This is a genomic window from Mucilaginibacter terrae (genome assembly GCF_031951985.1).
In the GTDB taxonomy this organism is placed as follows: domain Bacteria; phylum Bacteroidota; class Bacteroidia; order Sphingobacteriales; family Sphingobacteriaceae; genus Mucilaginibacter; species Mucilaginibacter terrae_A.
In genome coordinates this window covers 1,684,991-1,708,791 of the sequence record NZ_JAVLVU010000001.1, presented here as the reverse complement: position 1 = coordinate 1,708,791, position 23,801 = coordinate 1,684,991, and the positions used below count along the sequence as shown (strand labels likewise).

General features: G+C 44.8%; 24 protein-coding genes. 12 read left to right on the top strand and 12 right to left on the bottom strand.

Annotation, left to right across the window (positions count from 1 at the left end):
- The first annotated feature begins 209 nt into the window (after nucleotides 1-209).
- Complete coding sequence (locus QE417_RS06785) at nucleotides 210-488, top strand: helix-turn-helix domain-containing protein (protein ID WP_311948633.1); 279 nt, start codon at nucleotides 210-212, stop codon at nucleotides 486-488.
- Between the two features lie 508 nt (nucleotides 489-996).
- Complete coding sequence (locus QE417_RS06780) at nucleotides 997-1,575, top strand: hypothetical protein (RefSeq protein WP_311948631.1); 579 nt, start codon at nucleotides 997-999, stop codon at nucleotides 1,573-1,575.
- 156 nt (nucleotides 1,576-1,731) lie between these two features.
- Here QE417_RS06780 and QE417_RS06775 read toward each other — a convergent pair whose 3' ends face one another.
- Nucleotides 1,732-3,861 carry a hypothetical protein gene (locus tag QE417_RS06775; RefSeq protein ID WP_311948629.1) on the bottom strand — a complete coding sequence of 710 codons (2,130 nt, stop codon included), beginning with the start codon at nucleotides 3,859-3,861 and terminating at the stop codon, nucleotides 1,732-1,734.
- Nucleotides 3,862-4,090: 229 nt separating this feature from the next.
- On the opposite strand from QE417_RS06775, the gene QE417_RS06770 reads away from it, so the two are divergent.
- Entirely contained in the window at nucleotides 4,091-6,421 is a 2,331-nt protein-coding gene (locus QE417_RS06770; protein WP_311948628.1) for a caspase family protein, read from the top strand.
- A 24-nt stretch (nucleotides 6,422-6,445) separates the two neighbouring features.
- On the opposite strand, the gene QE417_RS06765 is transcribed toward QE417_RS06770, so the two are convergent.
- Together QE417_RS06765 and QE417_RS06760 are read right to left on the bottom strand one after the other, a co-directional pair.
- On the bottom strand, nucleotides 6,446-7,840 hold the full coding sequence (locus QE417_RS06765; protein WP_311948626.1) for a hypothetical protein: 1,395 nt from the start codon (nucleotides 7,838-7,840) through the stop codon (nucleotides 6,446-6,448).
- Between the two features lies 1 nt (nucleotide 7,841).
- Entirely contained in the window at nucleotides 7,842-8,708 is an 867-nt protein-coding gene (locus QE417_RS06760; RefSeq protein WP_311948623.1) for a hypothetical protein, read from the bottom strand.
- Nucleotides 8,709-9,157: 449 nt separating this feature from the next.
- Here QE417_RS06760 and QE417_RS06755 point away from each other — a divergent pair, with 449 nt between their 5' ends.
- On the top strand, nucleotides 9,158-10,066 hold the full coding sequence (locus tag QE417_RS06755; RefSeq protein WP_311948620.1) for an ArdC family protein: 909 nt from the start codon (nucleotides 9,158-9,160) through the stop codon (nucleotides 10,064-10,066).
- Nucleotides 10,067-10,121: 55 nt separating this feature from the next.
- Here the strand turns inward: QE417_RS06755 and QE417_RS06750 are convergent, their stop codons facing one another.
- From QE417_RS06750 to QE417_RS06730, 5 genes are all read right to left on the bottom strand, one after another.
- Entirely contained in the window at nucleotides 10,122-11,246 is a 1,125-nt protein-coding gene (locus QE417_RS06750) for a S1/P1 nuclease (RefSeq protein WP_311954606.1), read from the bottom strand.
- A gap of 73 nt (nucleotides 11,247-11,319) precedes the next feature.
- Nucleotides 11,320-11,523 (bottom strand): hypothetical protein, encoded by a 204-nt coding sequence (locus QE417_RS06745; RefSeq protein WP_311948618.1) that lies wholly within the window; start codon nucleotides 11,521-11,523, stop codon nucleotides 11,320-11,322.
- A gap of 43 nt (nucleotides 11,524-11,566) precedes the next feature.
- Nucleotides 11,567-12,175, bottom strand: a complete 609-nt coding sequence (locus QE417_RS06740) for an alpha-ketoglutarate-dependent dioxygenase AlkB family protein (RefSeq protein ID WP_311948616.1) — start codon at nucleotides 12,173-12,175, stop codon at nucleotides 11,567-11,569.
- 3 nt (nucleotides 12,176-12,178) lie between these two features.
- A complete protein-coding gene (locus QE417_RS06735; protein ID WP_311948614.1) occupies nucleotides 12,179-12,673 on the bottom strand; it encodes a helix-hairpin-helix domain-containing protein in 495 nt (164 codons plus the stop codon).
- On the bottom strand, nucleotides 12,670-12,933 hold the full coding sequence (locus QE417_RS06730) for a hypothetical protein (RefSeq protein ID WP_311948612.1): 264 nt from the start codon (nucleotides 12,931-12,933) through the stop codon (nucleotides 12,670-12,672). The genes QE417_RS06735 and QE417_RS06730 overlap by 4 nt, the downstream gene beginning before the upstream one ends.
- Nucleotides 12,934-13,023: 90 nt before the next feature.
- Here QE417_RS06730 and QE417_RS06725 point away from each other — a divergent pair, with 90 nt between their 5' ends.
- From QE417_RS06725 to QE417_RS06710, 4 genes are read left to right on the top strand one after another with little or no spacing between them, the layout of a single operon-like run.
- A complete protein-coding gene (locus QE417_RS06725) occupies nucleotides 13,024-13,368 on the top strand; it encodes a hypothetical protein (RefSeq protein ID WP_311948611.1) in 345 nt (114 codons plus the stop codon).
- A gap of 9 nt (nucleotides 13,369-13,377) precedes the next feature.
- Nucleotides 13,378-14,100, top strand: a complete 723-nt coding sequence (locus tag QE417_RS06720) for an ImuA family protein (RefSeq protein ID WP_311948609.1) — start codon at nucleotides 13,378-13,380, stop codon at nucleotides 14,098-14,100.
- Entirely contained in the window at nucleotides 14,093-15,595 is a 1,503-nt protein-coding gene (locus QE417_RS06715) for a Y-family DNA polymerase (protein WP_311948607.1), read from the top strand. The genes QE417_RS06720 and QE417_RS06715 overlap by 8 nt, the downstream gene beginning before the upstream one ends.
- Nucleotides 15,592-18,801, top strand: a complete 3,210-nt coding sequence (locus tag QE417_RS06710; protein ID WP_311948605.1) for an error-prone DNA polymerase — start codon at nucleotides 15,592-15,594, stop codon at nucleotides 18,799-18,801. The genes QE417_RS06715 and QE417_RS06710 overlap by 4 nt, the downstream gene beginning before the upstream one ends.
- Before the next feature lie 2 nt (nucleotides 18,802-18,803).
- Here the strand turns inward: QE417_RS06710 and QE417_RS06705 are convergent, their stop codons facing one another.
- The 4 genes from QE417_RS06705 to QE417_RS06690 form a co-directional block, all read right to left on the bottom strand.
- Nucleotides 18,804-19,730, bottom strand: coding sequence for an SOS response-associated peptidase (locus QE417_RS06705; protein WP_311948603.1), 927 nt, complete (start codon nucleotides 19,728-19,730; stop codon nucleotides 18,804-18,806).
- A gap of 21 nt (nucleotides 19,731-19,751) precedes the next feature.
- The gene (locus tag QE417_RS06700) at nucleotides 19,752-20,012 is read right to left on the bottom strand and encodes a hypothetical protein (RefSeq protein WP_311948602.1); all 261 of its coding nucleotides are present in this window, start codon (nucleotides 20,010-20,012) and stop codon (nucleotides 19,752-19,754) included.
- Between the two features lie 55 nt (nucleotides 20,013-20,067).
- A complete protein-coding gene (locus tag QE417_RS06695; RefSeq protein WP_311948600.1) occupies nucleotides 20,068-20,250 on the bottom strand; it encodes a histone H1 in 183 nt (60 codons plus the stop codon).
- Nucleotides 20,251-20,575: 325 nt separating this feature from the next.
- Nucleotides 20,576-20,857, bottom strand: coding sequence for a hypothetical protein (locus tag QE417_RS06690; protein ID WP_311948599.1), 282 nt, complete (start codon nucleotides 20,855-20,857; stop codon nucleotides 20,576-20,578).
- Between the two features lie 140 nt (nucleotides 20,858-20,997).
- On the opposite strand from QE417_RS06690, the gene QE417_RS06685 reads away from it, so the two are divergent.
- The 4 genes from QE417_RS06685 (at nucleotide 20,998) to QE417_RS06670 (ending at nucleotide 23,759) form a co-directional block, all read left to right on the top strand.
- Nucleotides 20,998-21,912: a toprim domain-containing protein gene (locus tag QE417_RS06685; protein ID WP_311948597.1), complete on the top strand. Its 915-nt coding sequence runs from the start codon at nucleotides 20,998-21,000 to the stop codon at nucleotides 21,910-21,912.
- Between the two features lie 92 nt (nucleotides 21,913-22,004).
- The gene (locus QE417_RS06680) at nucleotides 22,005-22,472 is read left to right on the top strand and encodes a plasmid mobilization protein (protein ID WP_311948596.1); all 468 of its coding nucleotides are present in this window, start codon (nucleotides 22,005-22,007) and stop codon (nucleotides 22,470-22,472) included.
- Nucleotides 22,460-22,831 carry a relaxase/mobilization nuclease domain-containing protein gene (locus QE417_RS06675; RefSeq protein WP_311948594.1) on the top strand — a complete coding sequence of 124 codons (372 nt, stop codon included), beginning with the start codon at nucleotides 22,460-22,462 and terminating at the stop codon, nucleotides 22,829-22,831. The genes QE417_RS06680 and QE417_RS06675 overlap by 13 nt, the downstream gene beginning before the upstream one ends.
- A complete protein-coding gene (locus QE417_RS06670; protein WP_311948592.1) occupies nucleotides 22,800-23,759 on the top strand; it encodes a relaxase/mobilization nuclease domain-containing protein in 960 nt (319 codons plus the stop codon). Before QE417_RS06675 ends, QE417_RS06670 begins: the two co-directional genes overlap by 32 nt.
- The last annotated feature ends 42 nt before the right edge of the window (nucleotides 23,760-23,801 follow it).

Here is a 23,801-nt window from a genome sequence, read left to right as displayed (position 1 = left end):
ATCTTGGGCTCATATTGAAAGTGCAAATTTTCCAGAGCAAGACTCAAAGCGAATGCTTCAATATTTTCGAAGTATCCGCAAAAATAACATATGTGCTTTAATGCACAGGTTTATTTAGCATTATTCATTATCAAATATAACGAAGATATATAATAACGTCAATAGTGACGTACTTATAAATTCTTTTTGGTGCTTGCTTTACATAGATAATGGCAGAACAGTACCGTAATCAAGAATTTATTGATCAAATTGCTAAGCGGATTGAAGAAATTCGCCTGCAAAAAGGTATAGTTCAAGAAGATATAGTAGAAAGAACTGGTTTTACTCAAAAGCAAGTATGGTTGATGCTTAGTGGTAAAAGCAATTTTGCCATTTCTCATTTACAAGCAATTGCTAATGCCTTAGAAGTCCATCCTAAAGAACTTCTAGATTTTGATTTCGATTATGTAAAGCACCCGCCTACAAGAAGAGAGAGGAAGGGGAAATAGAATATAACTTCTGGGCGATGCCTTTGGCCCGGGCTATCCGCTATATCTGCTACGCAGGATGCCGCTGCTATCCCTATCGCGGAATATTAAAACGGATTTATAAAAAATTTTATTTGTTTGGATACGGTGACGATTTGGACGATAAACTTTATGTAGCCCTTGCTATTCAAAAGTGACTATTATTTTGCGGCAAAGAGTTCGCTACGTTTATCATTTTAAGAAAGGAATACTAAAAAGTTTTATAAATTGCTGGCCTGAGCAGGCTTTCTGGCTTGCTCTTGTGATAAGGTTTAGGTTAAAAGTCTCTTACAGCGAGTGTAGGGGACTTTTATTTACCTATCTATACACACGGTGATGATCGAACCGCATTTCTCCTTTCCATAGCATGAAGCCTTTACGCAAAGCAAGCACAAATCAAACTTTCCGTCAAGGGTATATGAACCGGGCTTCGCCACGGCCCTTGACAAAAAGTTTGATTTGTGCTATAGGGCAATAAAAACTTCATACCATGGAAAAGTTAGCATTAAACCTACAGTCCCAGCCCGCTATCGACTCTTATGTTGCAGGTAATCATTTGATGAAATATGAAAAAGACCTATTATCAGAAATATTAATTTCGGTGAACGCCGGTGATTATGTCAAAATGAATTGGTTCAATTCCTTTGGCGATAGCCTCCGACAGATTATAATGAATGTCTATGAACACCGCAAGGCACTGGAATTCGGTTTTACTGAAATTGCCTTCAATCAATATGGTTGGTTTAGTTCACCAAAGTTTATAGACCGAGAAGATATTCAACTTGAGCAAAGTGAGATACGCTTAGGCCATGGCCCAAATGGTTTATGGGCTTATGCACTTAGCTGTAATTATGGAACGGCAGGAAGCAGTAGTCCACTTTGCGTTTTTTGCAAAAAGTATGCTAGTCGTGATGCAGCATTAACTGATGCTTTGGCGGAAATGAAAGCCCAAATGACAAAATATTTGGGTAACGCAGATACGACTAATTATAAACAGGAAATTCTAAACAAGACACTAAATGCAATTGCGGCTATGAAAAACAGTAGGGTGCAGTTGTCACTTTTTTAAAATAGCTAATGAGCATTGAGATCGTAAGAAGCAGGTACCCCATTGGATATATCTGCTTCTTATGCTTGCAAATTGCGACTTTTCGTTTAGGCTGGATCCGAGGCTAAGGGGGCTGATACTTTTAAACTTTTATAGCGTGCGTTGCATAATTTTTTGTCAACCAGTAAATTTGATCAGATCAGGACGGCCATAATGTGAATAGTACATAAATTCAAGATTGGTATCTTCCAGTTTGAGTATTAATTCATCTGAGATACGGAGTCCTTCGTTTACAAACGTGTTGAACACCTCTGCCCGGTGTTCAAAGCTGTGAAGTTTTTCGAGCAGTCGGATAAATACCGCTTCTTCCTCATCGGTGAGCGCTCGGTTGAACTTCACCCAGCACTTGCCACGCGCTTCCCATATCAAAGATGTCCTGATGCAAAAACTGACGAAATGTAACCAATTACCTGAAGCCAACCGTTCTTGTTTAGAACGTAATAAGGATAACATCCGAACATAGACAAATGTACCGCGCTCCATATCTAGCGGTAGAAAGGTTCCGGTTACCGTGATGGCGCCTGCGGCGACAAATGCATCGTGAAGTTTGTCAAGGTTATCATAGTTGGGATTGGTATTGCAACAACATAAATACACAATAGGCGCTGCAATGCCATATTTTACTATATCATTTGAATACATACGATCATCGCCAATTTGTAAATAACACCGCAATGTCTCTTTGTCAAACTCACAATGGCAGTCAAAAATCAGTATTTGTGGCTTATATTTTTCAATCAATGACTTAACCTCTTGAATGCTACCAGCATGGCCGATGTTGAAATGTAGCTCCTTCCCGTAGAACTCCACTAAGGCGATCGACTTTTCAAAGTCATCTTTGTCTGTTTCATTACTGCTAAAAAGTACCAGAGCTTTTTCAACAGCTTTCTCACCCAACTGAAATCTGATCTTGCTCGCTATGGAATAATTTAATAAAAAGCCTTGCACATTCGAGTCTTGAATACGGCAAACGTCGCCAAGGAAACCTAATGGCACACCTTTGATCAACATCCACTCTATCGGAAGATCAGATACCACTAAAATTTGACCGTTTCTTTCACTGATATACGCCTCCAGATCAGGCTCTAGAAAAACATTGTGAAATTTGCTACCCAGCCGTAGTATCAATTTATAACGATTTGCGCTACGTCTTAGTCCCTTACTTTTTCCCATACTCAATAATGAAAGTTCTTTATTCAACTCCGAACTTTGAATTGGAAATCTAAGGACTGGTGAAAATTGGAAAGAAGCATGTAAATAGGCGATGCCATCGAAGACATCCGATTGTACAGATGAAAGTGCTCGGCTTGCTGCCTTGACTGCTTCAGGATCATCTCCCTCATCTAATCGGACATGATGTTGATAGTCTTTCGTTTGTTCAGCCAATAACACTTTGGTAAAAAGTTGTCTCTTATCTTGGGATACTGCTTCGCGAAACAATGGATTGTGAAAAGGAAAGATCATGATTAATGTTGGAAGCGATCGGAATGAGCTTATTCCCAATTCTTCGCCCCAAGCCAAGTGAATGTCGTCCAAATCTCTTAAAGAAGTTAATAATAATTTTTGGCGGTTTTCTAACGGGGCGTCTTCCCAATTATAATGGGTTTCGATGTTTAATATGTTATCCGCACGAAAGATATTCAGGACGTTGCTTACAATTGGTCGGAAATGCACATACTCGGTATTTACAAACTTTACCTTAGGCACATTTAATCTAAGATTCTTCATGTGCTTCACTTTCGACGATATGTAATTTGCCAGCTTTTTAGAGTCTCTATGTAGTAATGCAAATAATCCATCCGCATTCATAAAGTACCGCGGGTGACCATTGACATCAACTAGATTGTCCGCCGCTTGAATGGAAAAGTACCAATGGCTCAATTTGATACGATTAACTACGTTTAAAAGCTCATAAATCCTAGGCAAACACTCATAGCTGAACAGGAAAATAACAACCCGCCCCAACATTTTGAAAGCCTCTAAACTCGCTTTCGTGGAATTCGATTTAAGCACGTCATCAATGGAAAAGAACAATACTTGAAGGCCTCCGGAATCACGTTCTTTAACATGTGCGAAATAATCATATCCATCAATGAATTGTAGCAGGTCAATAGGAAAATACCTTAGCTTAGGGATAATGGTGTATTCTAAAACAAAATTAGCCGCTGGGTAAGTATTTGGTACATTCTTGAGAAGAATTACATATTGAATCTTGGTAATAGTGTAAAGGGTATTGGTTGATATCATTCTTTGTGTTTAGGCTCTATAAATTTAAAACCTTTGGCTAACAATCTAAAAGCTTTTATTACAAATAGGAACCTATTCGAGAGGAGGATTAATATGATAAGATAAAGATTAGTACCCGATCTAAATGGAAGGATTCTAACCGATACCATGGTTTCGCTGATTTTGATTAGCAAATACGACGCACTAAAATAGCTATATTGCCTATCAAATAATTACGGTTCATATACTCATGTACAAGGCACGATATTTAATTTTTCTTTATTTTTTATTAGTAATTCCCAATATTTTATTTGGTCAAAAGCGAGAATTACAAATTGCCAAAGATAACTTTGACATTTTTTGGAAACGACCAAATACTTCCGATGAAGCAAATCTTAACGCCATTGCACAGGCTAAGTCAGCAATAGATAAAGTTTGGGCAAACGAAAAGATGTCAAAACAACAAGAAGTAAAGATTTACAAAGCTGGGATCAATGCCGCGGCTAGTTGGCTTGAAAAAACTGAAAAATCACAACCTCTTGCTGACTCTGCACTGGCTATCTTAAATACATTGACGGTTCCCAAGGCAAATACCTATGAACATTATTTATATGGGGTGGCAAAAAGTATCCTCAAAAGCGCATATGGAGCAATAGGCAACAGCTATGGCGCAAAGTCAAATTATAAAAGCGCTTACGCCGCATATGAAAATGCAAGAATGCTTGATCCAACAGATACTGATTTAGTCCTTATCTCAGCCGGAACAGCATATAATGCTGCGATACAGGATCATGCATTTACTCCGATTGCGAGAGAAAAATACTCAAAGATTCTAAATAGTGATATAAAAAAGACAGATGACATCTATATTCAGTTTTCTGCTCTTTGTCTGATAGCTAAAGATACGACAGCAGCTATTGAGATACTAAATAAGGGAATTCATCAAATTCCAAACTCAAAAGAATTATTGGGAAGACAGTTTCTGAATCACTATAAACTTAATCTCATACCGTCATTTATTCAACAAATCAATACGGTAGCAAAAACGAACCCCGGCGGAGAATGGTTGCCATATTATTTAGGAAGGGCTTACGACATTCTTATTGAAAATATTAATCATCGTTACCAATATGCACCCCGAAACGAGCAGTCGCGGTTGATCGAAGAAAAAAACGGATATCTTGTAAAGCAGGAGCAAGCCTTTCGTAAAGCTTTTCAAATAAATTCCAACGATGCTGATATTGCAGCTGGCCTAGGTGGTTTTTATTTAGAGAAGGCAATAAAGATTTACAATACCGGAATCAATGTTACCGATAAAAAGCGGATCGCGGATATCTTAGCACAAACAGATCACTTATTGGATCAATCATACCCTTTTCTAAAGAGAGCTTCAGACCTCGATATATTGTCTGAATCAGCGCAGGCCAACCTCAATTTGTATTATAAGCTTAAACCGAATACCGGCAGATTTGGTAAAACCCCTGAAAAATTGTCGTATATGCAGAACAATACATTTGCAAAAAGCAATGATAATCAGCTGGATTCGCAACCGCCGGAGATTTGTATATCAACCCCAAGTGTCAAGGAAGGCGGCACTTTTCGATATGACAAAGCTTCCATTACAATTAGCGGCACTACTGCCGATAGTAGCGGTATCTATGCTGTATACACCAATGGCAAAGAGGCAAGGGTGAGCAGTGGAAAATTTACGATAAATGTACCGCTTGTTTTCGGAGATAACCCAATAACCGTAAGTTCTGTTGACGGTAGAATGAATCGTAAGGAGCTAAAATTCGTAGTTCATCGCGAAAGTAATTTACAGATTGCAGAAGAAGCTAATACAGAAAAGGCGGCCAGTGCAACGCCTCAGATAAGATACGTTGCATTGATTATCGGCGTACAAAATTATAAGGACAAGGAGGTTGAAACGCTAGATTATCCAAACAAAAATGCTGCTGCTTTCGCCAAGCTTCTGCAAAGCTCTTACAAATTTGCAGCAGGTGATATCAGATTGCTAAAAGATCCAACCCGTGAACAAGTGTTCGACGTATTAGATAGCCTATCCCATGCCCTCCAACCGCAAGACAATCTGTTGATATTTTATGCTGGACATGGTAGTTGGGATAACGCAAGGCAACAAGGTTATTGGTTTCTAGCAGATGCAAAGAAAGATAAGCGCTCCACATGGGTCAGTAACGGAGACATAAGGGAATCGATTATTGCCATGAAAAGTAAACATATTCTTCTCATTTCTGATGCCTGTTTTTCAGGTAGCATTTTCAAGACGCGAAGTGGTATCAATGCTGCACCGTTACCTATACAAGACCTCTACCGCCTTCCCAGCATGCGCGCAATTACCAGCGGCACATTAGAAACTGTACCGGATAACAGCGTTTTCGTGAAGTTTCTTCTTCAGCAACTTGAATCAAACAAAGAAAAATACCTAACCGCAACAAAGCTGTTCTCTAATATGCGTGAACAGGTCATCTACAACAGTCCCAAGCATCAAATACCCCAATACGGTACCATAAGCGGCACCAACGATCAAGGCGGAGATTTTATTTTTATTCTTAAAGATTGAGCAACCTAGTTGACAATCGACATCTCATGGTCTGTATTTCAGGAAGCACCTCAGAAGTGCATTAAAAAGTGGAATAACATATATCAGTCCGATGATATTAATTACTTTATGAAAACATAGGTCGAGCACGAGCACAAATACGACCATCAAGACGAAGAATAGGTCATCCAGCAGGAAATCTTGAACAGCAGACCACCAGCTAATGATGGGGTTTTCTCCAGATTGCACTCCGTGCCCTGACCGGGATTCTTCTAATATCGCGCGCTTCAAAATCACAAATATTATAATGAAAAATCCCGCAAACAGGAAAATTAAAAACCCACCATAGGTTAAGAAAGTCATCTTATGATAACCCATAGCAATATAATAGAATTCGTTTAGTATGATTGTCGAGCCCAGCAGCGGCCCAGCAGCAGTTTGATGTATATCCTGATACTTGTCTGAAAGATTGCCGATATAAACGATCGGCTTCTGGTTATGGGCTTTTATCGTCCGTAACAGTTGGTCCTTCCCAATCATTGTTGTTGCATTTCCTAGCTCAAAAGTATTTAAAGAACTTTCAGTTAACTTATGCCTTTCATGTGATGTTTGAAGGGCCATGCTTGTGTCAATGGAGCGGTACAACTTGTCTTGATCAGTAAAATTGAGTTCCGTGATAAAGTTTTTGAAAATGACGTTTTTGTCTTGTTCCTGAAGCAGCTTCGTATGATTAAGTTTTGCATACATCAAGTAGGGGAGGCTGAATCGGCGAGTGCTTTTGTTATAAATCTTGTGGGAATAATAAATAGGTTCGTCTGCAACTTTGGTAACCTCTCCTAAAGAACCAGTTTTAATATATCGATAGATATCGGGGTTTTGTTCAGTTAATCCTTCATAATTTGCAATAACCAGCTTATCATTCCGCTGTAATGCTAATAGCGACTGAGCAAGCTTGGAATCCTGGTTTGTTGGAGATGAGAATTGCAGGTCACATGCGACCAATCCAATGTTTTCCGCATGTTTTACCAAAAAGTTGAAAAGTTCAGTCAGTTGCTCCCGGTTGGTAACTACCATATAGGTGCTGTCCTCCAGTGTTTCAGGGATAAGACTTACCGTTTTTGATGTATTGATAAATACAAAGGATTTTTCTACGAAATCCTGTTGCTTACTTAGTTGTGCATTTGAAGAAGTATGATCGTCAAACCATTCCGTTAACTTAGCAAGTTTACCCGAGATTATTCCCTCCTCCTCAAAGAATAGTGAATGTCCAACGAGGAATGTAATTGTATAAGCAGTTAACAGCCCGGACATAATGGATGCGACGATAAGTTGCCGTTTCAGTGTGAGTGGTTTTCGAACGATTACCCAAACCAAAGCTGACATAATCATCACGCATACAAGTAGAAGCAAGAACTTTTGTATGGAATTAATGTCAGTCATTTTATTGAAATTTTTGCCGATTTAACCACGCCTCGAGATCACTATTTTTTATTGTTCCTATACTGGCTTCAGCGAATAAAAGCAGATACGGTACCATCAGTGACCTATTGCTGGCAATCTCCTTTCCATTCATTGACAAAAGGAGTCGTATCTGCTGTCGTAATTGATTTTTTTCATCAAGGGTGCAAATATGTAGGCCAAAGCTGGCGAGGCTTCCTGTTCCGGCCTTGTTAAACAGTTCACACTTCCAATCACTCGGTTTAGTTTGAGGTTCCATGGGGGAAGCAAACACTTGTAACTTACCGTTTGCATCGACCGGTAGGCTTATCCTGGATCTTTGCCTTAGGCCATTTTCCATTAGAAGATAATACTGTTCCAATGGATATGGCTCATCATACAATATGATGCTGATACGCAGTGTGTCAAGTAAACACACCCTCCCTTTCAAAGAACTCTTAAAATCTCTTGTGTAATAGATGGTTTCATCTTGTCCTCTTGATACCGTTCGAGTAAGCATTTTTTCATCCGCATGGGTAGAGTTTCCCAGGTAAAATTGCAAGATCCTATAAGAGTTTTTACCAGTGATTTCCTGCATTGTGATTAGTGTGCCCTTATAGCGTTTATTTTTCAGAGCAGCATTTATGATGGATAATGCGTCTGCCCGCTTGGGAACAGCTGCAATCAGTAAATTAACCGAATCTATCAAGCGGTGACCAATGATTGCTGGGGTTTTGCAAATTTGAAATTGCGGCTGACGAAACTGACTGAAAGCATTGTTGACCAAAACATTGCAACAAAGAAAGATGGAGAGAAAAACATATCGCATCATGTGGGGCGCCTTAGGTATTATTGGTACTAAAATACTCACAAATTCCCAGTTTCATATTTAAATAATCGTTTAATGTGGGTCAGCGAATTACAACCTTAAACATTGCTGTCAGGTACTGAAATGAATATAAACGCACATTAGCCTGCGTGATCGTTTGCATGAGGTCGCCACTATTAATTTACATAGAATTATCCTATTGGATCTAGCGAGCTACTCATCAAAATAGTCGAGGTTGCGACCGGTATTGGAGTGTTCGACGTGATGTATTAAGGATATAATTAAACCATTAATCATTAGCGCAAAGTTCGTCCGTCAGCCCGCAAACGGGTGCCGGGCTTTGCGTTGCGACGCCCTCCAAGGTAGTACCCGGAAAATGGGTATCCCTGCGGGAGCCTCCACATTTTCCGGGTCTCCACCTTGCCCTTATTCCGTTCTGCGAACGGGGCATCCGCCATAATTAATTTTTTATTCACTTAAAATTCAGTGTTATGGCAATTACAGGACGATCTAAAGACATCTATCAGGAAGTGACAGATGCAGTTATCGAACAGATGGAAAAAGGTGTATTGGTATGGCATTGTGGCTGGAAAGAATCAGGCTTGCCAAGTAATGTGACGACTGGAATATGCTACCGTGGCTGGAACGTTTTCTGGTTGAACTTTCACACGATGGTCAAAAGCTATCCAACGCCTCAATACCTGACCTTCAAACAGGCACTTGATCTTGGTGGTAACATCAGGAAAGGGGAGAAGGGTGTCAAGATTATCTATTGGGCAACCATTCATACTAAGTCTGGAATCAACGAAAGTCAGCTTGCCGATGATGATGAAAATAAAGCGAACCGGCAACGGCTGGTTCCAAAAGTTTATACGGTTTTCAATATCGCACAAGCAGAGGGAATTATATTTTTTGAACCCGATATGAATGGTTCAAGTAAAGCCGAAAAGCATGTTGCATGCGAAGCATTGATTGATCAAATGCCTAAGCGTCCGGAGATAAGGCTAAATGGCCAATATCCAGTTTACTATCCTGTCCGGGATTTGGTAAGCGTGCCGCCGATCAGTTCATTTAGCAGTGCCGAAGAATACTATGCTGCACTTTTTCACGAATTGGCACACAGTACGGGGCATGAACTAAGGTTGGGAAGAAAGGAGATTACGGAATCTGCCGGTTATGGTAGTGAACCCTACTCGTGCGAAGAGCTGACTGCCGAACTGACCGCAACATTCCTTTGTGCACTCACTGGCATAGGCCAGCAGACTATAGAGAACAGTGCAGCTTACCTGCAAGGCTGGTTAAGCGCGTTGAAAAACGATAAAACCCTGCTTGTCAAAGCTGCAGGTCAGGCACAGAAAGCAGCGGATTACATCAGAAATATTAAAGATGAAGCTGCTTAGGAAAGGTCCTTAGGGGCTTTTACCTAAGCAGCTAAATGCACTGTGTGGTTGTGCTTTATTGTACTTTAACCTGCTGTTGAGAGGTTACAATGATCTCAGGATTGCCTTTGTAGTCAATGACCTGCCCGGTGATCGTAATCGTCTTACCGTCTAATTGCGTACCCAAGGCTTTTGCATCGCCTTTTAACGCCAACGTTAGCAATTGGTTGGGATATGCCGCGCCAAGGTTGACCAGGATCATACTGCCAATATCCCGGCTGCTGAATACTTTACCGCTAACGGTTACGGTTTTACCCACGTAGTTTTTTATTTCCTCCAGCTTCACAGCCGTTGGTGTTGCGTCAGCGGTTTTATTGGTAGGAACGCCTTGTACTGCTGGAGGTGCTGAGACGGTAACCGCTTTTACTTTCTGCCCAGCCAGTAAACGATTCAGTTCGCCTGCCAAACGAATACCGGCCTGGTCGATCCGCTTATGAATTACCGGGATATATTTCTGGTAATAGACATCATCAATATTCTGACCCGGTTTAGCATTCGCATATAGCTCAGTTGTGATCTGGTAACTTTCCCATAACCACTCGAACGGACTATCACTTTGCCATTTTTTAATTTCGGCAGGCGTTGCTGTATCATAGGTCTTGACGATATCTTCCTGACCCAATCCTTCTTTATCGATCAGTTTACTATCCCAAAGGCTGTGGAGGTTGGTGCCTTTATTGTCAAATCGTACTTGTATGGTATTACCGCCCTTATCTTCTTTACGGCTGACGTGCATGGGTTGATGCGCATCGCCAACGAGGTGGATCAGGTACTTCATCGCCTCGTTCTTTGCTTCATCAGAAGCGTTCACATCTTTCAAGGTAGCTTCCGTTTTTAGGATGGCGGTATAAACGTTATTGTCGCTTTCCTGAACAGCTTTTACAAATGCATCCCGTGATAAGCCCAATGGCAAATTAATGTAATGCCATGGCGCGGTCTTGGGATCCCGGTTTTCATCTGCCCACGTACTCACCGCTTCCATTTGCTCACCTTTCAGGTAGGCGGATGCCACATAAGCAACGCTGGCGTTAAGATGATTTTGTGCGATTGTGGCGACAGCACGATGTCCTTTGAAACCCCAGGAGATCAGACCCAATGCGGCAAAAGCCAGGCCTGCACTTAAAATAGTTCGTTTTTTCATAAATAAATCTGGTTGCAAGATCGCAAACCTTAATAAATTCAACATTAAAAAGATGTAACAGCCTTGCGCCTATTTAAAAGTTGCCCTTTAAATAGGGTGCTAATTGCTCTATCCCGGTGAATGACCTGAGGCGGGCGACCTTATTGGTACCGGCATCATAATAAACCTCGACATAGAAGTTCTGCAAGCTATAACACTGGATCCATAATTCGTTTTCCCGGCGGTCGCCCAGAAATGTCCCCTTCCATACGGCGTCGTATTGTTCGGACTGTTCCATTCTTAGAAAATCATATAATGTGATCACCATGGCAAGGTAAATATTATTTCACAATACGAAACGTCAGGTTCACCCTTGGTTCCATGGCCTTTGTGGATTTAGCAATGCGGTGTTCCCATTTTTCCTGTAACCCCGCTTTCATGAGCAGAAAAGACCCGTGTTCAAGTTTAACGGAATACTGCTCGGCATGATTTAACTTATTGCGGATGTCAAAACTGCGTACCTGCCCGAAACTTACAGAGGCAATGATGGGTTCCTTACCTAATATTTCTTCTTTATCACTATGCCAGGCCACTGAATCATTGCCATCCCGGTAATAATTCAACAACACGCTGTTGAAGGTCGCCCCGGCAAGCGGCTCTACCAGGTTCTTGACCATTAATAGTTCCGGTGTCCAGGCAAGCGGCCGGGTGCTTTTCAATGACTGGTAATCGAAAGCCTCCGGATCACCATACCAGGCCGTGAGCCTTGGTGTTAGCACTTCTTTGGTATACATGATCCGCATCGATTGTTGCCAGGGCGTTTCAGCAATCAGCTTTTCCAATAATTGCTGTCCGGTGAAAGGATCGATCAGCTTTGGAACATATTCGAGAAACTGTTTTGGCAAGCCTTTACTCTGACCTGCTTCAGGGAAAAAACAAAGTTGCGCCATATACTATCCTTTTAGAAATGCCTTGGCCTTTGGATATCTATCCGTCTCATACCATGCTATTACTGGCCGGTCTGCCGGAAATCCAAATTCTGCACGGTAAGCTTTACGTTCCTTCGTAAAATCCCACCACCGTTTGCTTTCGTCCTTATGCTCAATATAGTGCACCAAAAGCCGGTAAGAATCTTCCACACAGGGGTCTGCCCAGCAACCGGAGTGCTTTTCATAAGCATCAAATAACTCGACCGCACTTTTTCCCTTTAACTGATCTAACGAATAGTATCCCTGGGCAATGAGTTCTTTTGCAAACCCGGCTCCAAGCGATGGTACACTCTGGAATTCAGCGAGTGCAGCTAATTCCTTAGCACGCTCTGGCGAAGCGTTCAGCATTGCCGCGATCTCGTCAGGTGCATAATCGCGCAGTGCTTTCTGACTGACCTTTTGCTCCTTTAAGCATTGCTTTTCAAATGTTGTTAATTCAAAATCAATGTTCCTTTTCATAAAATATCTTTGAGCAGCGCATTCATTTCTTTGACGTTGCCACTAATCGAGCCGGCTACATCTTCCTGTTCATCCACATTCAGTTCGTCACCGTCGTAAATCCAGTTCGCATCAACATCGAAAAGGATGCGCCCCACGTTGTGTTCCCGGAAAACATCATAGAGCTGATATCCTTCACCGTTGTCCGGAAATATTCGGATCCACCTTTCTGTACTGGTTTTGGCCGTTTTTGGCCTATCCTCGAACAACTTGCTTTTCATTGAAACAAATGTGAATAAAAAATTGTAAAAAAGCATATAAAAATGCTAAAAATATTAGCATAGATTTGTAGTCCCAAAAATCTGACAGGTATGGTACCATTTAATTTAGAATTAGAATTTCCGGATCAACGGATGACCGGCACCGCCGAGCAACTTGATCAAATTGCTGATAACGATGGATTTATGCGTTATCAAGTTAGCCTTGGCGAAAGGCGGTCGATTATCTGCGTTAACATCGAAGAAGGGTGGGCGCAATCCGTTTCAGCCGCTGATTCGGAAAGTTCTCATGAAGGTGTTCAGGACCCCGGTCATCATTCCGGGATCAGTGAAGATGAGGTTTTCAAGGCTGATGAGGTTGGCATAATCGTCAGCGCGATTAAAGCCTACAACGATAGTCGCAAGCTGACATTTGACCAGATGCATTTTGACTTTTAACCTGAAGACATGAAAGCGACCAAAGAAGAGATCATCGGCAAACTCCGTCAAGATATGCGCCGGTGGGAAGGGTTTAGGCCTCCTAAGCCTGGTACAGATAACGGCTTGGGTTTAGGTGTCATGACAGCCGCCTTTCCTGATGGCATTTTCCCAACAGGTGCCATTCATGAATTTATCAGTAGTTGTCCGGAGGATACCGCATCCAGCGGTGGGTTTATAGTTGGTTTGATCCAAAAGCTTTTGACGGGCGGCGGTGCCTGTTTGTGGATTAGCTATACGCGGCGGATCTATCCGCCTGCACTGAAACTTTTCGGTGTTGATCCCGACCGGGTGATCTTTATTGACGTCCCATTTCAGCGGGATTTGCTTTGGGTGACCGAGGAGGCGCTGAAATGTGAAGGTGTCGCCACGGTGATCTGCGAGACCAAAGACCTGAGCTTTACAGAATCCCAGCGTTTGCAGTTGGCCGTGGAGAAAAGCCATGTCACCGGCTTTATCCTGCGAAAAGATGTTCAAAAAGTAAACACTACTGCCTGCGTAACGCGCTGGAGGGTTCGCCCCGTGCGGAGCCGGCTCAGGAGCGGCATGCCGGGGGTGGGGCATCCGCGTTGGCAGGTGGAATTGCTTAAAGTCAGGAACGGCAAGCCAGGTAGTTGGACTATTGAATGGAAAAATCTGGATTTTCAAAATGTTAATCCCCAGATTAACGAAGCCGCACGACGTTATGCCTAAGCGTTTTGCGTCCATATGGTTCCGGCATTTGCTCACAGACCAGAAGGCGATCCGCCAGCCTGATCTGAAAGGGAAAGCCTATGTCTTTGCCGAACCGGATCATGGGCGTATGCTTATTACTGCGTTAACGGATGAAGCCCGTCAATACGGCGTTATGGAAGGCATGACCGTGGCAGATGCCAGAGTTATTGCACCCGGCCTTCAGGTTTTTGAGGGTAAACCGGGACGGAATATGAAACTGCTTACCGGCCTCGCGGAATGGTTCCTGCGTTATACACCGCTTGTTCAGCTTGATCCGCCAGATGGATTGTTACTGGACGTGACGGGGTGTACGCATTTGAAGGGTGGTGAAAAGGCTTACTTGCAGGAGATCGTTTCGCGCCTTAAGCAGATCGGGTATTACGTTCGCCCGGCAATTGCTGATACCATTGGCACCGCGTGGGGAGTGGCGCGTTTTGCCAAATCAGGTCTGATTGTACCGGAAGGGGAACACCGGAACGCGCTGATGGCTTTACCTCCATCAGCGTTACGCTTGCCACCGGAACTGCTGATCAAATTGCGCAACCTGGGATTGAACCAGATCAGCAATTTCATTTATATACCGGATTCCGTCTTGCGGCGCCGTTTCGGGAAGAATATGGTTTTACGTTTGCACCAGGCGCTTGGCCAGGAAGTCGAATACCTTTTCCCGCTTAAAGAATCCGTACCTTATACTGAACACTTGCCGTGCCTGGAACCGGTTAAAACCCGGACTGCCATCGAGGTCGGGCTAACTGATCTGCTGGAGAGATTATGTAAGCGGCTTTACGGTGAGGGTTTAGGCCTGCGTTCCGCTGTGCTGACCTGGTACCGGATAGACGGGAAAAGTGGCAATATGACCATAGGCACCAACCATCCCAGTAACCGGGTACAGCATCTGTTCAAACTGTTCTTTAATAAACTGGATACCGTTGCGCCGGGCATGGGGATCGAACTTTTCGTCCTGAGTGCCCTTAATACGGAGCCGGTAAACGAGAAGCAAAGTGAACTATGGTCGGCAAAAGGTGGTGCGGAAAGTGATGAAGTGGCCGAACTACTTGACCGCGTGGCGGGAAGGATAGGGAACGCTTATATCAACCGCTATCTGCCCGGTGAGCATTATTGGCCAGAACGCACGCCCAAACCTGAGGCCGATATCAAAAAGGTGCCTGTAAGTGAATGGCGAACGGATAAGCCGCGACCAATTCAGCTATTGGATCCTCCGGAGCCAGTCAGCGCCATGGCACTGACGCCCGATTATCCGCCTAGGCTGTTCATCTGGAAAGGTGTGCAGCACATCATCGTCGGGGCAGACGGCCCGGAACGTATCGAGCGGGAATGGTGGCTGAAACCTGGTGAACACCGGGATTATTATATCGCAGAAGATGAAGCAGGCTGCCGTTACTGGCTTTTTCGTTCCGGTCATTATAACGCAGAGAGCAATCAACATTGGTATTTACATGGCTTTTTCGCATGAGTTACGTTGAACTCCAAGTCACCAGTAACTTCAGCTTCCGGCGTGGCGGGAGCCATGCTGAAGAGCTCGTCGATCAGGCAGCTGACCTGGGTTATGATGCGATTGGTATTACAGACCGGAATACTTTCGCCGGCATAGTACGTGCCTATCAGGTTGCCAAAGACCGGAGCATACGGCTGATTCCCGGCGTGCGGCTTGACCTACTCGACGGCCCCAGCCTCTTGGCATATCCTACTGATAAGGAAGCATACGGACGGCTATCTGCTCTACTTACACTCGGTAACTTACGTGCTGAAAAGGAGAAATGCCATATCTCAAAAAGGGATGTCTACCAGCATGCAGAGGGTTCTTATTTCATTATCGTGCCGCCTGACAAGCTGACCCAGGACTTTGAATTTGAGTTTGTCTTTCAAACCCATGTACGCGATTATAGGGAAAACCTGCCCAATCTCTACCTGGCTGCCACGAAGTATTATACCGGTGACGATGCCAAGCGGCTGTTCCTGTTAGCTGAATTGGGAATCCCGATGGTTGCAACGAATGATGTGCACTACCATAATGTATCACGACGCGAACTGCAGGATATCCTGACCTGCATCCGTGAAAAGTGTACCATCTTTAATGCGGGATATAAATTGCATCAAAACGCAGAACGGCACCTGAAGGAGAAATCAGAAATGGAGCGTTTATTCCGCAATTACCCCGAAGCGATCACCAATGCCCGGGTTATCGCAGATGCCTGCCGGTTTGATCTAAAGTCCCTTAAATATAAATATCCCAGTGAGCTGACGACCGACGGCCGCACGCCCATGCAGCAGTTAGCGTATCTGACCTGGAAAGGTGCGAATACTTTTTACGATAATAATATTCCGCCGAAGGTCAGGAAAGCTATTGAAGATGAATTGGAAATCATTGCGGAACTGGATGTTCCCGATTATTTTTTGACCGTTGAAGATTATGTGACCTGGGCCCGCGGTCAAAACATCCTTTGCCAGGGTCGCGGTTCCGCGGCAAACTCTGCCGTGTGCTTCGTGCTCGGCATTACTTCCGTCGCACCTGATAAATCCAACCTGCTTTTTGCCCGTTTCCTTTCCAAGGAACGTAACGAGCCGCCCGATATTGATGTGGACTTTGAACACGAGCGGCGGGAGGAGGTCATTCAATATGTATACAACCGGTTTGGGCGTGACCGTGCGGCCATTCTGCCCACAGTATTCATGTTGCATTATAAAGGTGCTGTCAATGATGTCGGCCGCGCTATGGGTCTTTCGGTAGACGTGGTCAAGCAATTGTCGGACGCCTATGGTGACCTTTCCGATGACGAGATTACCCCAGCGCAACTGGATGCGTTAGGGCTCAATCATCAAGACCCGCATTTGCTCAAAGTGGTGGAACTGACCGGCCAATTGATCGGTTTCCCGCGTCAGTTGGGACAGCATACCGGTGGTTTTGTTATTACCGATGGTAAGCTCAGCGATCTTTGCCCCATCTTTCATGCACGCATGGCAAACCGGACAAATATCGAATGGAACAAGGATGATATTGATGCGCTTGGCTTTATGAAGGTGGATATTCTAGCATTGGGAATGCTGACCTGCATCCGTAAGGCCTTTGATCTGGTCAAAGCACATTATGGTGAAACGCTGACTTTGGCCAATATCCCTCAGGATGATCCCCGGGTATATCAAATGATCACTGCGGCTGATACCCTGGGTGTCTTTCAGATCGAGAGCCGTGCGCAGATGTCCATGCTGCCGCGCATGAAGCCTACCTGTTTTTACGACCTGGTCATTGAAGTGGCTATTGTGCGGCCGGGACCGATACAGGGCGATATGGTGCATCCTTACATCAGAAGGAGGAACGGTGAAGAGGCAGTAGATTATCCCTCGGAGGAAATCAAGTCAATATTGGAGCGCACCTTAGGCGTTCCCCTTTTCCAGGAACAGGCAATGGAACTCGCCATTGTTGCGGCAGGCTTTACCCCGGGTGAGGCGGATCTGTTGCGAAGGACCATGGCTACCTTTAAGTTCAACGGGATGGTCAGTAAGTTTGAACAAAAACTGATCAATGGTATGATATCCCGGGGGTATTCCCAGGAATACGCGGGTCGTATTTTCAGACAATTGGAGGGGTTCGGCAGCTACGGTTTTCCGGAAAGTCATGCTGCCAGCTTTGCCCTGCTCGTTTATGTTTCCTGCTGGCTGAAATTTTACTACCCTGATGTGTTTGCTGCCGCATTACTCAATAGCCAGCCTATGGGTTTTTATCAGCCGGCGCAGATCGTTCGCAACGCGAGGGAACACGGCGTTCAGATATTGCCTATCGATGTTAACCGCTCACAATGGGATAATACATTAGAAGCTAAACAAGGTAAATATTTCGCACTTCGTTTGGGATTAAGGGAGATCGATGGCATACGCAAAGAAGAGATGGATCAATTGGTAGGAGGGCGGATCAAACCCTATACTGCCCCACACCAGATCTGCGACGTAGGCGTAAGCGTAGCCACAATGGAAAAGCTCGCCAATGCCGATGCTTTCCGCTCAATGGGCCTTGACCGCCGCAGGGCGCTTTGGGAAGTTTCTGCCCTGCATGACCGCCCGGTGCAGTTAATGCAAGGCCAGCCCTCACAGAGTGATTATGAACCTGAAGTAGATTTGCCAACCTTACGGTTGTCTGAACACGTTGTACAGGATTATGCGACTACCGGCCTTTCTATTAAAGGGCACCCGCTCAGCTTTATCCGGCAGACGCTCGACCTCCTGCATATCAAAACAGCTAAGGTTGCTAATGACACAGAGAACAAAACGCTGATCAAAACTGCGGGACTTATCCTTATTCGTCAGCGTCCCGGAACGGCTAAAGGGGTTTGTTTTATTACGTTGGAGGATGAAACGGGAACAACTAACCTCGTGGTATTTCCGAAGATCTTTGATAAGTACCGTAAAGAGATTTTACGGGCACGTCTCCTGATGGCGGAAGGTGTTGTTGAGCGCACCGAAGTAACGCATATTATCGTGAGGCGCATCTTCGATGTGACCAAATTACTTGGGGATCTCACGGCAATCCCCAATGAACAGCAGCCTGTTCTTACGTTATCCCGGGCAGATGAAAAAGCTTCACCCTTTATTCCCATGGATAAACCACTTAAGTCGCTGGACAGCGAACAAGCGAGTTACCTACATAAGGGCAGGAACTTTAAATAGTATCAACTGAAGAGGTTGCCTTGACCGCTTGTCCCATGATGATAATCCATTTTGGCTGATTCACCAGCTATAACCAATTCACTTCTTTCATCTTTGAGTGCATCTAATTGCGCCGGCCAATGATTGAACTGCAACTCTTCGGTGTCAACAAAGCTCATATCAATGGGGGCTAATTCAGGGTAATCCAGGGGTGAGGCCTCCAGGGCAGTGCGGTAGTTCCGGTCAACCGTGCAAAAGTCCAGCATTCTTGATGGGATCTGGGTACGTGCGATTTCTGAAAGGCGCTCCTCGGTCGGTTTTTCCATCAACCATTCCCAGGCCAGGTCTTCTGTTAAGATAGAGGGCATACGCTTTTTAGAATTATGGATTTGGGACATGATATGGTTGGCTTCGGTGATACCGAACGCGACCGTCATCACGAACTGGCTGGTTTCCGGATCTAACCACTCGTTATACAAGCCGGGTAAATAAAAATATTCCTGACCTTTCACGGTAACCTGGTAGGGGTATTTGATCATTTCCTTCAGCTCTTGGCCTTTCTTGCCGATCTTTGGGATATGCCTGGACTCCACAATTCCGGTTGACAACACCAGGCAACGCCTGTTCTTGGCGGCGTCCGCCCACATTGATCGCTTACCATCTTCTTTAACAAAAAGGTTCTCTGATTTGAAATTCAGTGTCGTGTACTTGGCCCTGAAAATATTCGCCTCCGTCCTGGTCTTTACAAAACCGGGGACATATCCCCATTCTGCCTGGACAATGTCGAAGTCCTTCCCATCTGCCGATGGAATCAGGATGGCACAAGGCGCATAATTGAAACCATTATGCACCCCAACATTCAGGAAATTGTATTTCTTTATCGCTTTCTCAATGCCTTTTAACCGAATGGCTTCGGCACGGGTAACTTTTTGTCCGTTGTAATAACACATAACTATAACGCTTTCTGATTGTCAGTCGTTTTTTTTTCGTTTACTCCTGATGTAGGCAGCAATTAGCCTGCCGAAATGTTCTGCTTCTTCCTGCCGTCCTTCCGGAGTTGAGGTCCAAAATTTTTCGCCACTGGGACGTTTTTCTGCTACTAATATATTAAGCGGCTTTCGCATATCGGCAAACTCCAGGTGAAACACACGCTCGCCACCAATGCTATGTTCTGACACATGAATCAGTCCGCTATTACTTTCAATATCAAAAGGTGGTTCTATCGTGCGCATTAGTTAAAGTTAAACAAATAAGAACAAAAAAGGCCCGCTATTGCAGGCCTCTACACTATGCTTTTTCAGTGTTCTTCTTTTCCGTGACATCCTTGCGTAGATCGGTTGCCAGCACCTTTATTTGCTGCAACGCGTTACGCAGGCGTGTGCCCGCTGCTTTGTTGTTCTTTTCGTAGAAGGCAGCACCTTCTTTTTCCGCTGTTTCAACCAGCGCCTTGAGTTCGGCTAATTTTTCCATAATAGATTCTAATTATGCTCACACTTGTGCGTATGCAAGCCAAATATAAAAATTATCATGAAAGTGATTCGCGCCTGCTCCGTAATCTCCCGGTATAAAGAGATGGGCCTTTCTGGAGTTGCCGATTCATATCCATACCGGCTTTGCCTTTTCAGCAGGTTCGCTCCGTGCTTACGCACTATGCTCACCCGCTTTTCAGGCAGTTGCAACCTCTGGTCAAGCTTCCGCTCCGCGCCTTCCCAGAAACCTGCCACGTTTCGCCGGGCAGGCATCTGGGGCGCTTTTCGTCAGCTTGACCTGAAGTTGCCCAAACTGTTTTTCGATGTTACTTGGCGAGCGATCTCATCTTTTCACTCAGTTCGGTAAGCCCAGCTTTTTTAAGGCAATCTTCCGTAAACTGTCTTAACTCTTCAACCGCCTCTTTAGGTACGATTTGCAGCAGGCCAGGCACCTCCTTATCGCCTTGCGGTGCCAATCCTGTCTCAATGACGCTGCTCAGCAGCAGGACCACTTTACGGTTGATCTTAACATCGACCTTGACGGCTTCATTCATCCCCGGGCTACAGAGCAACGTCTCATAGACCTTTTCCAATACATTCATTGCCATACGCTGATTTTTAAGGTTAACAATGACACAAAGGTAGCTGGCTGCACGAATACGATCCTCATCAAAATATAGCGTGGATTGCAGGTGAGGTTTAGGTCTGCTTACCTTCGTTATGTTTAATCGCAAAGGATGAGTGCCCTATGGAAAATATGAAGAGCGGTTTATCGATCGAGGAACTTAGAAACCTTGATCTCGTAGATTACCTGGCATCGCTGGGCCATCAGCCGGAATACGTCAAAAAGGACAGGGACTTTTGGTACCTATCACCTTTACGCCTGGAGGGTGAGGCCAGTTTCAAAGTGAATCGCGAGATCAATCGTTGGTATGACCACGGCCTTGGTAAAGGCGGCAATTTAATTGATTTTGGCCTGGCCTATTTTGGTTGCAACGTTCGGGAATTGATGGATAAGTTCAGGCCGGGTTTTTCCTTTCAACAGCATATCGCCGGGGAGCGTTTTATTAACGGTAAAAGCGATGTTCATGACAGTAAAATTACGATCCTTTCTGACCGGCAACTGTATGCTTATCCGCTCATCAATTATTTGCATGAGCGCAGGATACCGGTAAGTGTTGCCGGGCAATTTTGCCGGGAGGTTAATTATCAGTTGGATGGCCGGAATTACTTTGGGGTCGGCTTCAAAAATGATGCTGGGGGCTATGAGATCAGGAATGCTTTCAGTAAGGCGAGCAGCAGTCCAAAAGACATCACGCGGATCGGCTCCGGAAGTGATCAGCTACATGTGTTCGAAGGCTTTTTTGATATGCTTTCTTTTCAAACCCTGTATGGCATAGATGCCGCTTTTTCCGGTGACATGCTTGTCCTGAATAGTGCTGCTTTCTTTGAGCGTGCACGACCGGTCATGGCTGAGTATCCTGTGAAGAATCTTTGGCTGGACCATGACACGACCGGGCGGGCTTACACGCAGTTTGCACTTTCGCTGAAAGATGGCTTTATCGATAGGAGCGGGATATATGAGAAATATAAGGATCTGAATGACTTTCTAACCGGAAAGCTTTTGAAGCCCAAACAGCAGATCGGGCAAAAGATCAGTTAAGAATAAGACAGCTTTTCTAAGGTCCGAGTGGAAGGCAAGATTGCCTTTTTGCAATCGGCAAGATGTACGGTTGTTTAACAACAACCGGAATCTTGCCGCCCCTCTCCGAAGTCGGGGGCGGTCTGGAAAGCCATTTAATGATGGGATGTATTGATGTGGAGGAGGAAACAATGGCAGAGGAAAATGAGGCAAAAAAGCGGTTCATCGGGTTCCGGCTATCGGCCGGAGAGTACGAGTCAGTGGAAAAAGGCTGGAAAAAAACGACACTTCGAAAACTAAGCGAGTACGTTCGCCGGGTGTTAATGGGTAAGACCATTACGGTCTATACCCGGAATAAATCGCTGGATGATCTCATGGAAGAAATGGTGCTGCTCAGGCGTGAGTTGAATGCGATCGGCGTGAATTTTAACCAGGCAGTACACCGGCTGCATACCCTTGACCACTTGCCGCAGATGCAGTTATGGCTGACCGCGTTTGAGCGCGATAAAGGTGCGCTGTTCGGCAAGGTTGAAGCGATCAAATCAAGGTTGGATCAACTGGCGGACGAATGGTTGCTGTGATCCATGCCAGCAGCAGCCTGCGCAATATTTTGAACTACAATGAGCAGAAGGTGAAGGCAGGTGTGGCGCTTTGCCTTGAGGCTGGTTTATATCCTAAAGAAGCAGCGCAACTGACCTTCGCTCAGAAGCTTTCACGGTTGGAAAAATTAACGGAATTGAACCAGCGGACAAGGGTCAATAGCGTACATATTTCGCTGAACTTCGACCCGTCCGAAAACCTTGAGGAAGCCAAATTAAAGGCGATCGCACAGGAGTATTTGGAGCGGATAGGCTTTGCCGGACAGCCGTATTTGTTGTACCAGCATTCGGATTCCGGGCATCCGCCATTTGCATATCGTAACGACGAATATCAAACCTGACGGCGCGCGCATTTCATTGCATAATCTGGGCAGGAATGAATCCGAAAAAGCCCGGCGGGAGATTGAAAAGAAATATGGTTTGATAGAAGCCGACAAGTCTGCCCTGACGGAAAAACACAAGTTAAAACCAATCGACGCGCAGCGCGTCAGCTATGGCAAAACGGAGACCAAAAGGGCTATCAATAATGTATTGAATGCCGTAGTTACCAAGTACCGTTTTGCCTCTATTGCGGAGCTTAATGCTATATTGAAACTATACAATATCATTGCCGACAACGGCTCCGAAAACAGCCGGGTCAGAAAGCATGCAGGTTTGCTTTACCGGCTGCTGGATGAGCATGGTAAACCGGTAGGGACGCCGATCAAAGCAAGCCTATTTTTCAGCAATCCAGGAATGAAACAACTGATGAAATTGTTTGCGGAAAATCGCCTGGCAAAGGAGCCCGCTAAAGCAAGGGTCAGGAACGGGATCGATCTTGCACTGCTGCATCGAAAAGGTTCTCTTCAAAATATGATTGCTGAACTGAAGCGATCAGGTATCGACACGATTGTTCGTCAGAATGAGCAAGGGGTTGTTTACGGTCTGACCTATGTCGACCATCATACCAGGGTCGTGTTAAATGGGAGTGACCTGGGTAAAGCTTATAGTGCCCGTGGTGTTTTAGAACGCTGTCAGGACAACGGGGCTTTTGAAAGGAAAAAGCAATTGACGACGCGGAAAGAATTGAGCGGACAAAAGCCAGATGGGGTAGCTGGAGGTCGGCCAGGCACCGACGTAGGAGGGGATAGGTCGACCGGGGATTTTGTGACCCGGGGAAGTGAATTTACGGCGGCATTGCTGGAGCAGCGGGATGTATCTGAAACGATGGATTTTGAGTTGCGATCCACCAGGCGCAAGCGGAAAAAGAGAAAAATGCGCTTGGATTAAGGACTGCCGGACAAAGGTGAGGATGAATTAAAAAAGGAGGAA

Excerpts from the sequence above, each read along its gene's own strand:
- QE417_RS06785 (WP_311948633.1), top strand. The coding sequence starts at position 210 with ATGGCAGAACAGTACCGTAATCAAGAATTTATTGATCAAATTGCTAAG.
- QE417_RS06780 (WP_311948631.1), top strand. The coding sequence starts at position 997 with ATGGAAAAGTTAGCATTAAACCTACAGTCCCAGCCCGCTATCGACTCT.
- QE417_RS06775 (WP_311948629.1), bottom strand. The coding sequence starts at position 3,861 with ATGATATCAACCAATACCCTTTACACTATTACCAAGATTCAATATGTA.
- QE417_RS06770 (WP_311948628.1), top strand. The coding sequence starts at position 4,091 with ATGTACAAGGCACGATATTTAATTTTTCTTTATTTTTTATTAGTAATT.
- QE417_RS06765 (WP_311948626.1), bottom strand. The coding sequence starts at position 7,840 with ATGACTGACATTAATTCCATACAAAAGTTCTTGCTTCTACTTGTATGC.
- QE417_RS06755 (WP_311948620.1), top strand. The coding sequence starts at position 9,158 with ATGGCAATTACAGGACGATCTAAAGACATCTATCAGGAAGTGACAGAT.
- QE417_RS06750 (WP_311954606.1), bottom strand. The coding sequence starts at position 11,246 with ATGAAAAAACGAACTATTTTAAGTGCAGGCCTGGCTTTTGCCGCATTG.
- QE417_RS06745 (WP_311948618.1), bottom strand. The coding sequence starts at position 11,523 with ATGGAACAGTCCGAACAATACGACGCCGTATGGAAGGGGACATTTCTG.
- QE417_RS06740 (WP_311948616.1), bottom strand. The coding sequence starts at position 12,175 with ATGGCGCAACTTTGTTTTTTCCCTGAAGCAGGTCAGAGTAAAGGCTTG.
- QE417_RS06735 (WP_311948614.1), bottom strand. The coding sequence starts at position 12,673 with ATGAAAAGGAACATTGATTTTGAATTAACAACATTTGAAAAGCAATGC.
- QE417_RS06730 (WP_311948612.1), bottom strand. The coding sequence starts at position 12,933 with ATGAAAAGCAAGTTGTTCGAGGATAGGCCAAAAACGGCCAAAACCAGT.
- QE417_RS06725 (WP_311948611.1), top strand. The coding sequence starts at position 13,024 with ATGGTACCATTTAATTTAGAATTAGAATTTCCGGATCAACGGATGACC.
- QE417_RS06720 (WP_311948609.1), top strand. The coding sequence starts at position 13,378 with ATGAAAGCGACCAAAGAAGAGATCATCGGCAAACTCCGTCAAGATATG.
- QE417_RS06715 (WP_311948607.1), top strand. The coding sequence starts at position 14,093 with ATGCCTAAGCGTTTTGCGTCCATATGGTTCCGGCATTTGCTCACAGAC.
- QE417_RS06710 (WP_311948605.1), top strand. The coding sequence starts at position 15,592 with ATGAGTTACGTTGAACTCCAAGTCACCAGTAACTTCAGCTTCCGGCGT.
- QE417_RS06705 (WP_311948603.1), bottom strand. The coding sequence starts at position 19,730 with ATGTGTTATTACAACGGACAAAAAGTTACCCGTGCCGAAGCCATTCGG.
- QE417_RS06700 (WP_311948602.1), bottom strand. The coding sequence starts at position 20,012 with ATGCGCACGATAGAACCACCTTTTGATATTGAAAGTAATAGCGGACTG.
- QE417_RS06695 (WP_311948600.1), bottom strand. The coding sequence starts at position 20,250 with ATGGAAAAATTAGCCGAACTCAAGGCGCTGGTTGAAACAGCGGAAAAA.
- QE417_RS06690 (WP_311948599.1), bottom strand. The coding sequence starts at position 20,857 with ATGGCAATGAATGTATTGGAAAAGGTCTATGAGACGTTGCTCTGTAGC.
- QE417_RS06685 (WP_311948597.1), top strand. The coding sequence starts at position 20,998 with ATGGAAAATATGAAGAGCGGTTTATCGATCGAGGAACTTAGAAACCTT.
- QE417_RS06675 (WP_311948594.1), top strand. The coding sequence starts at position 22,460 with ATGGTTGCTGTGATCCATGCCAGCAGCAGCCTGCGCAATATTTTGAAC.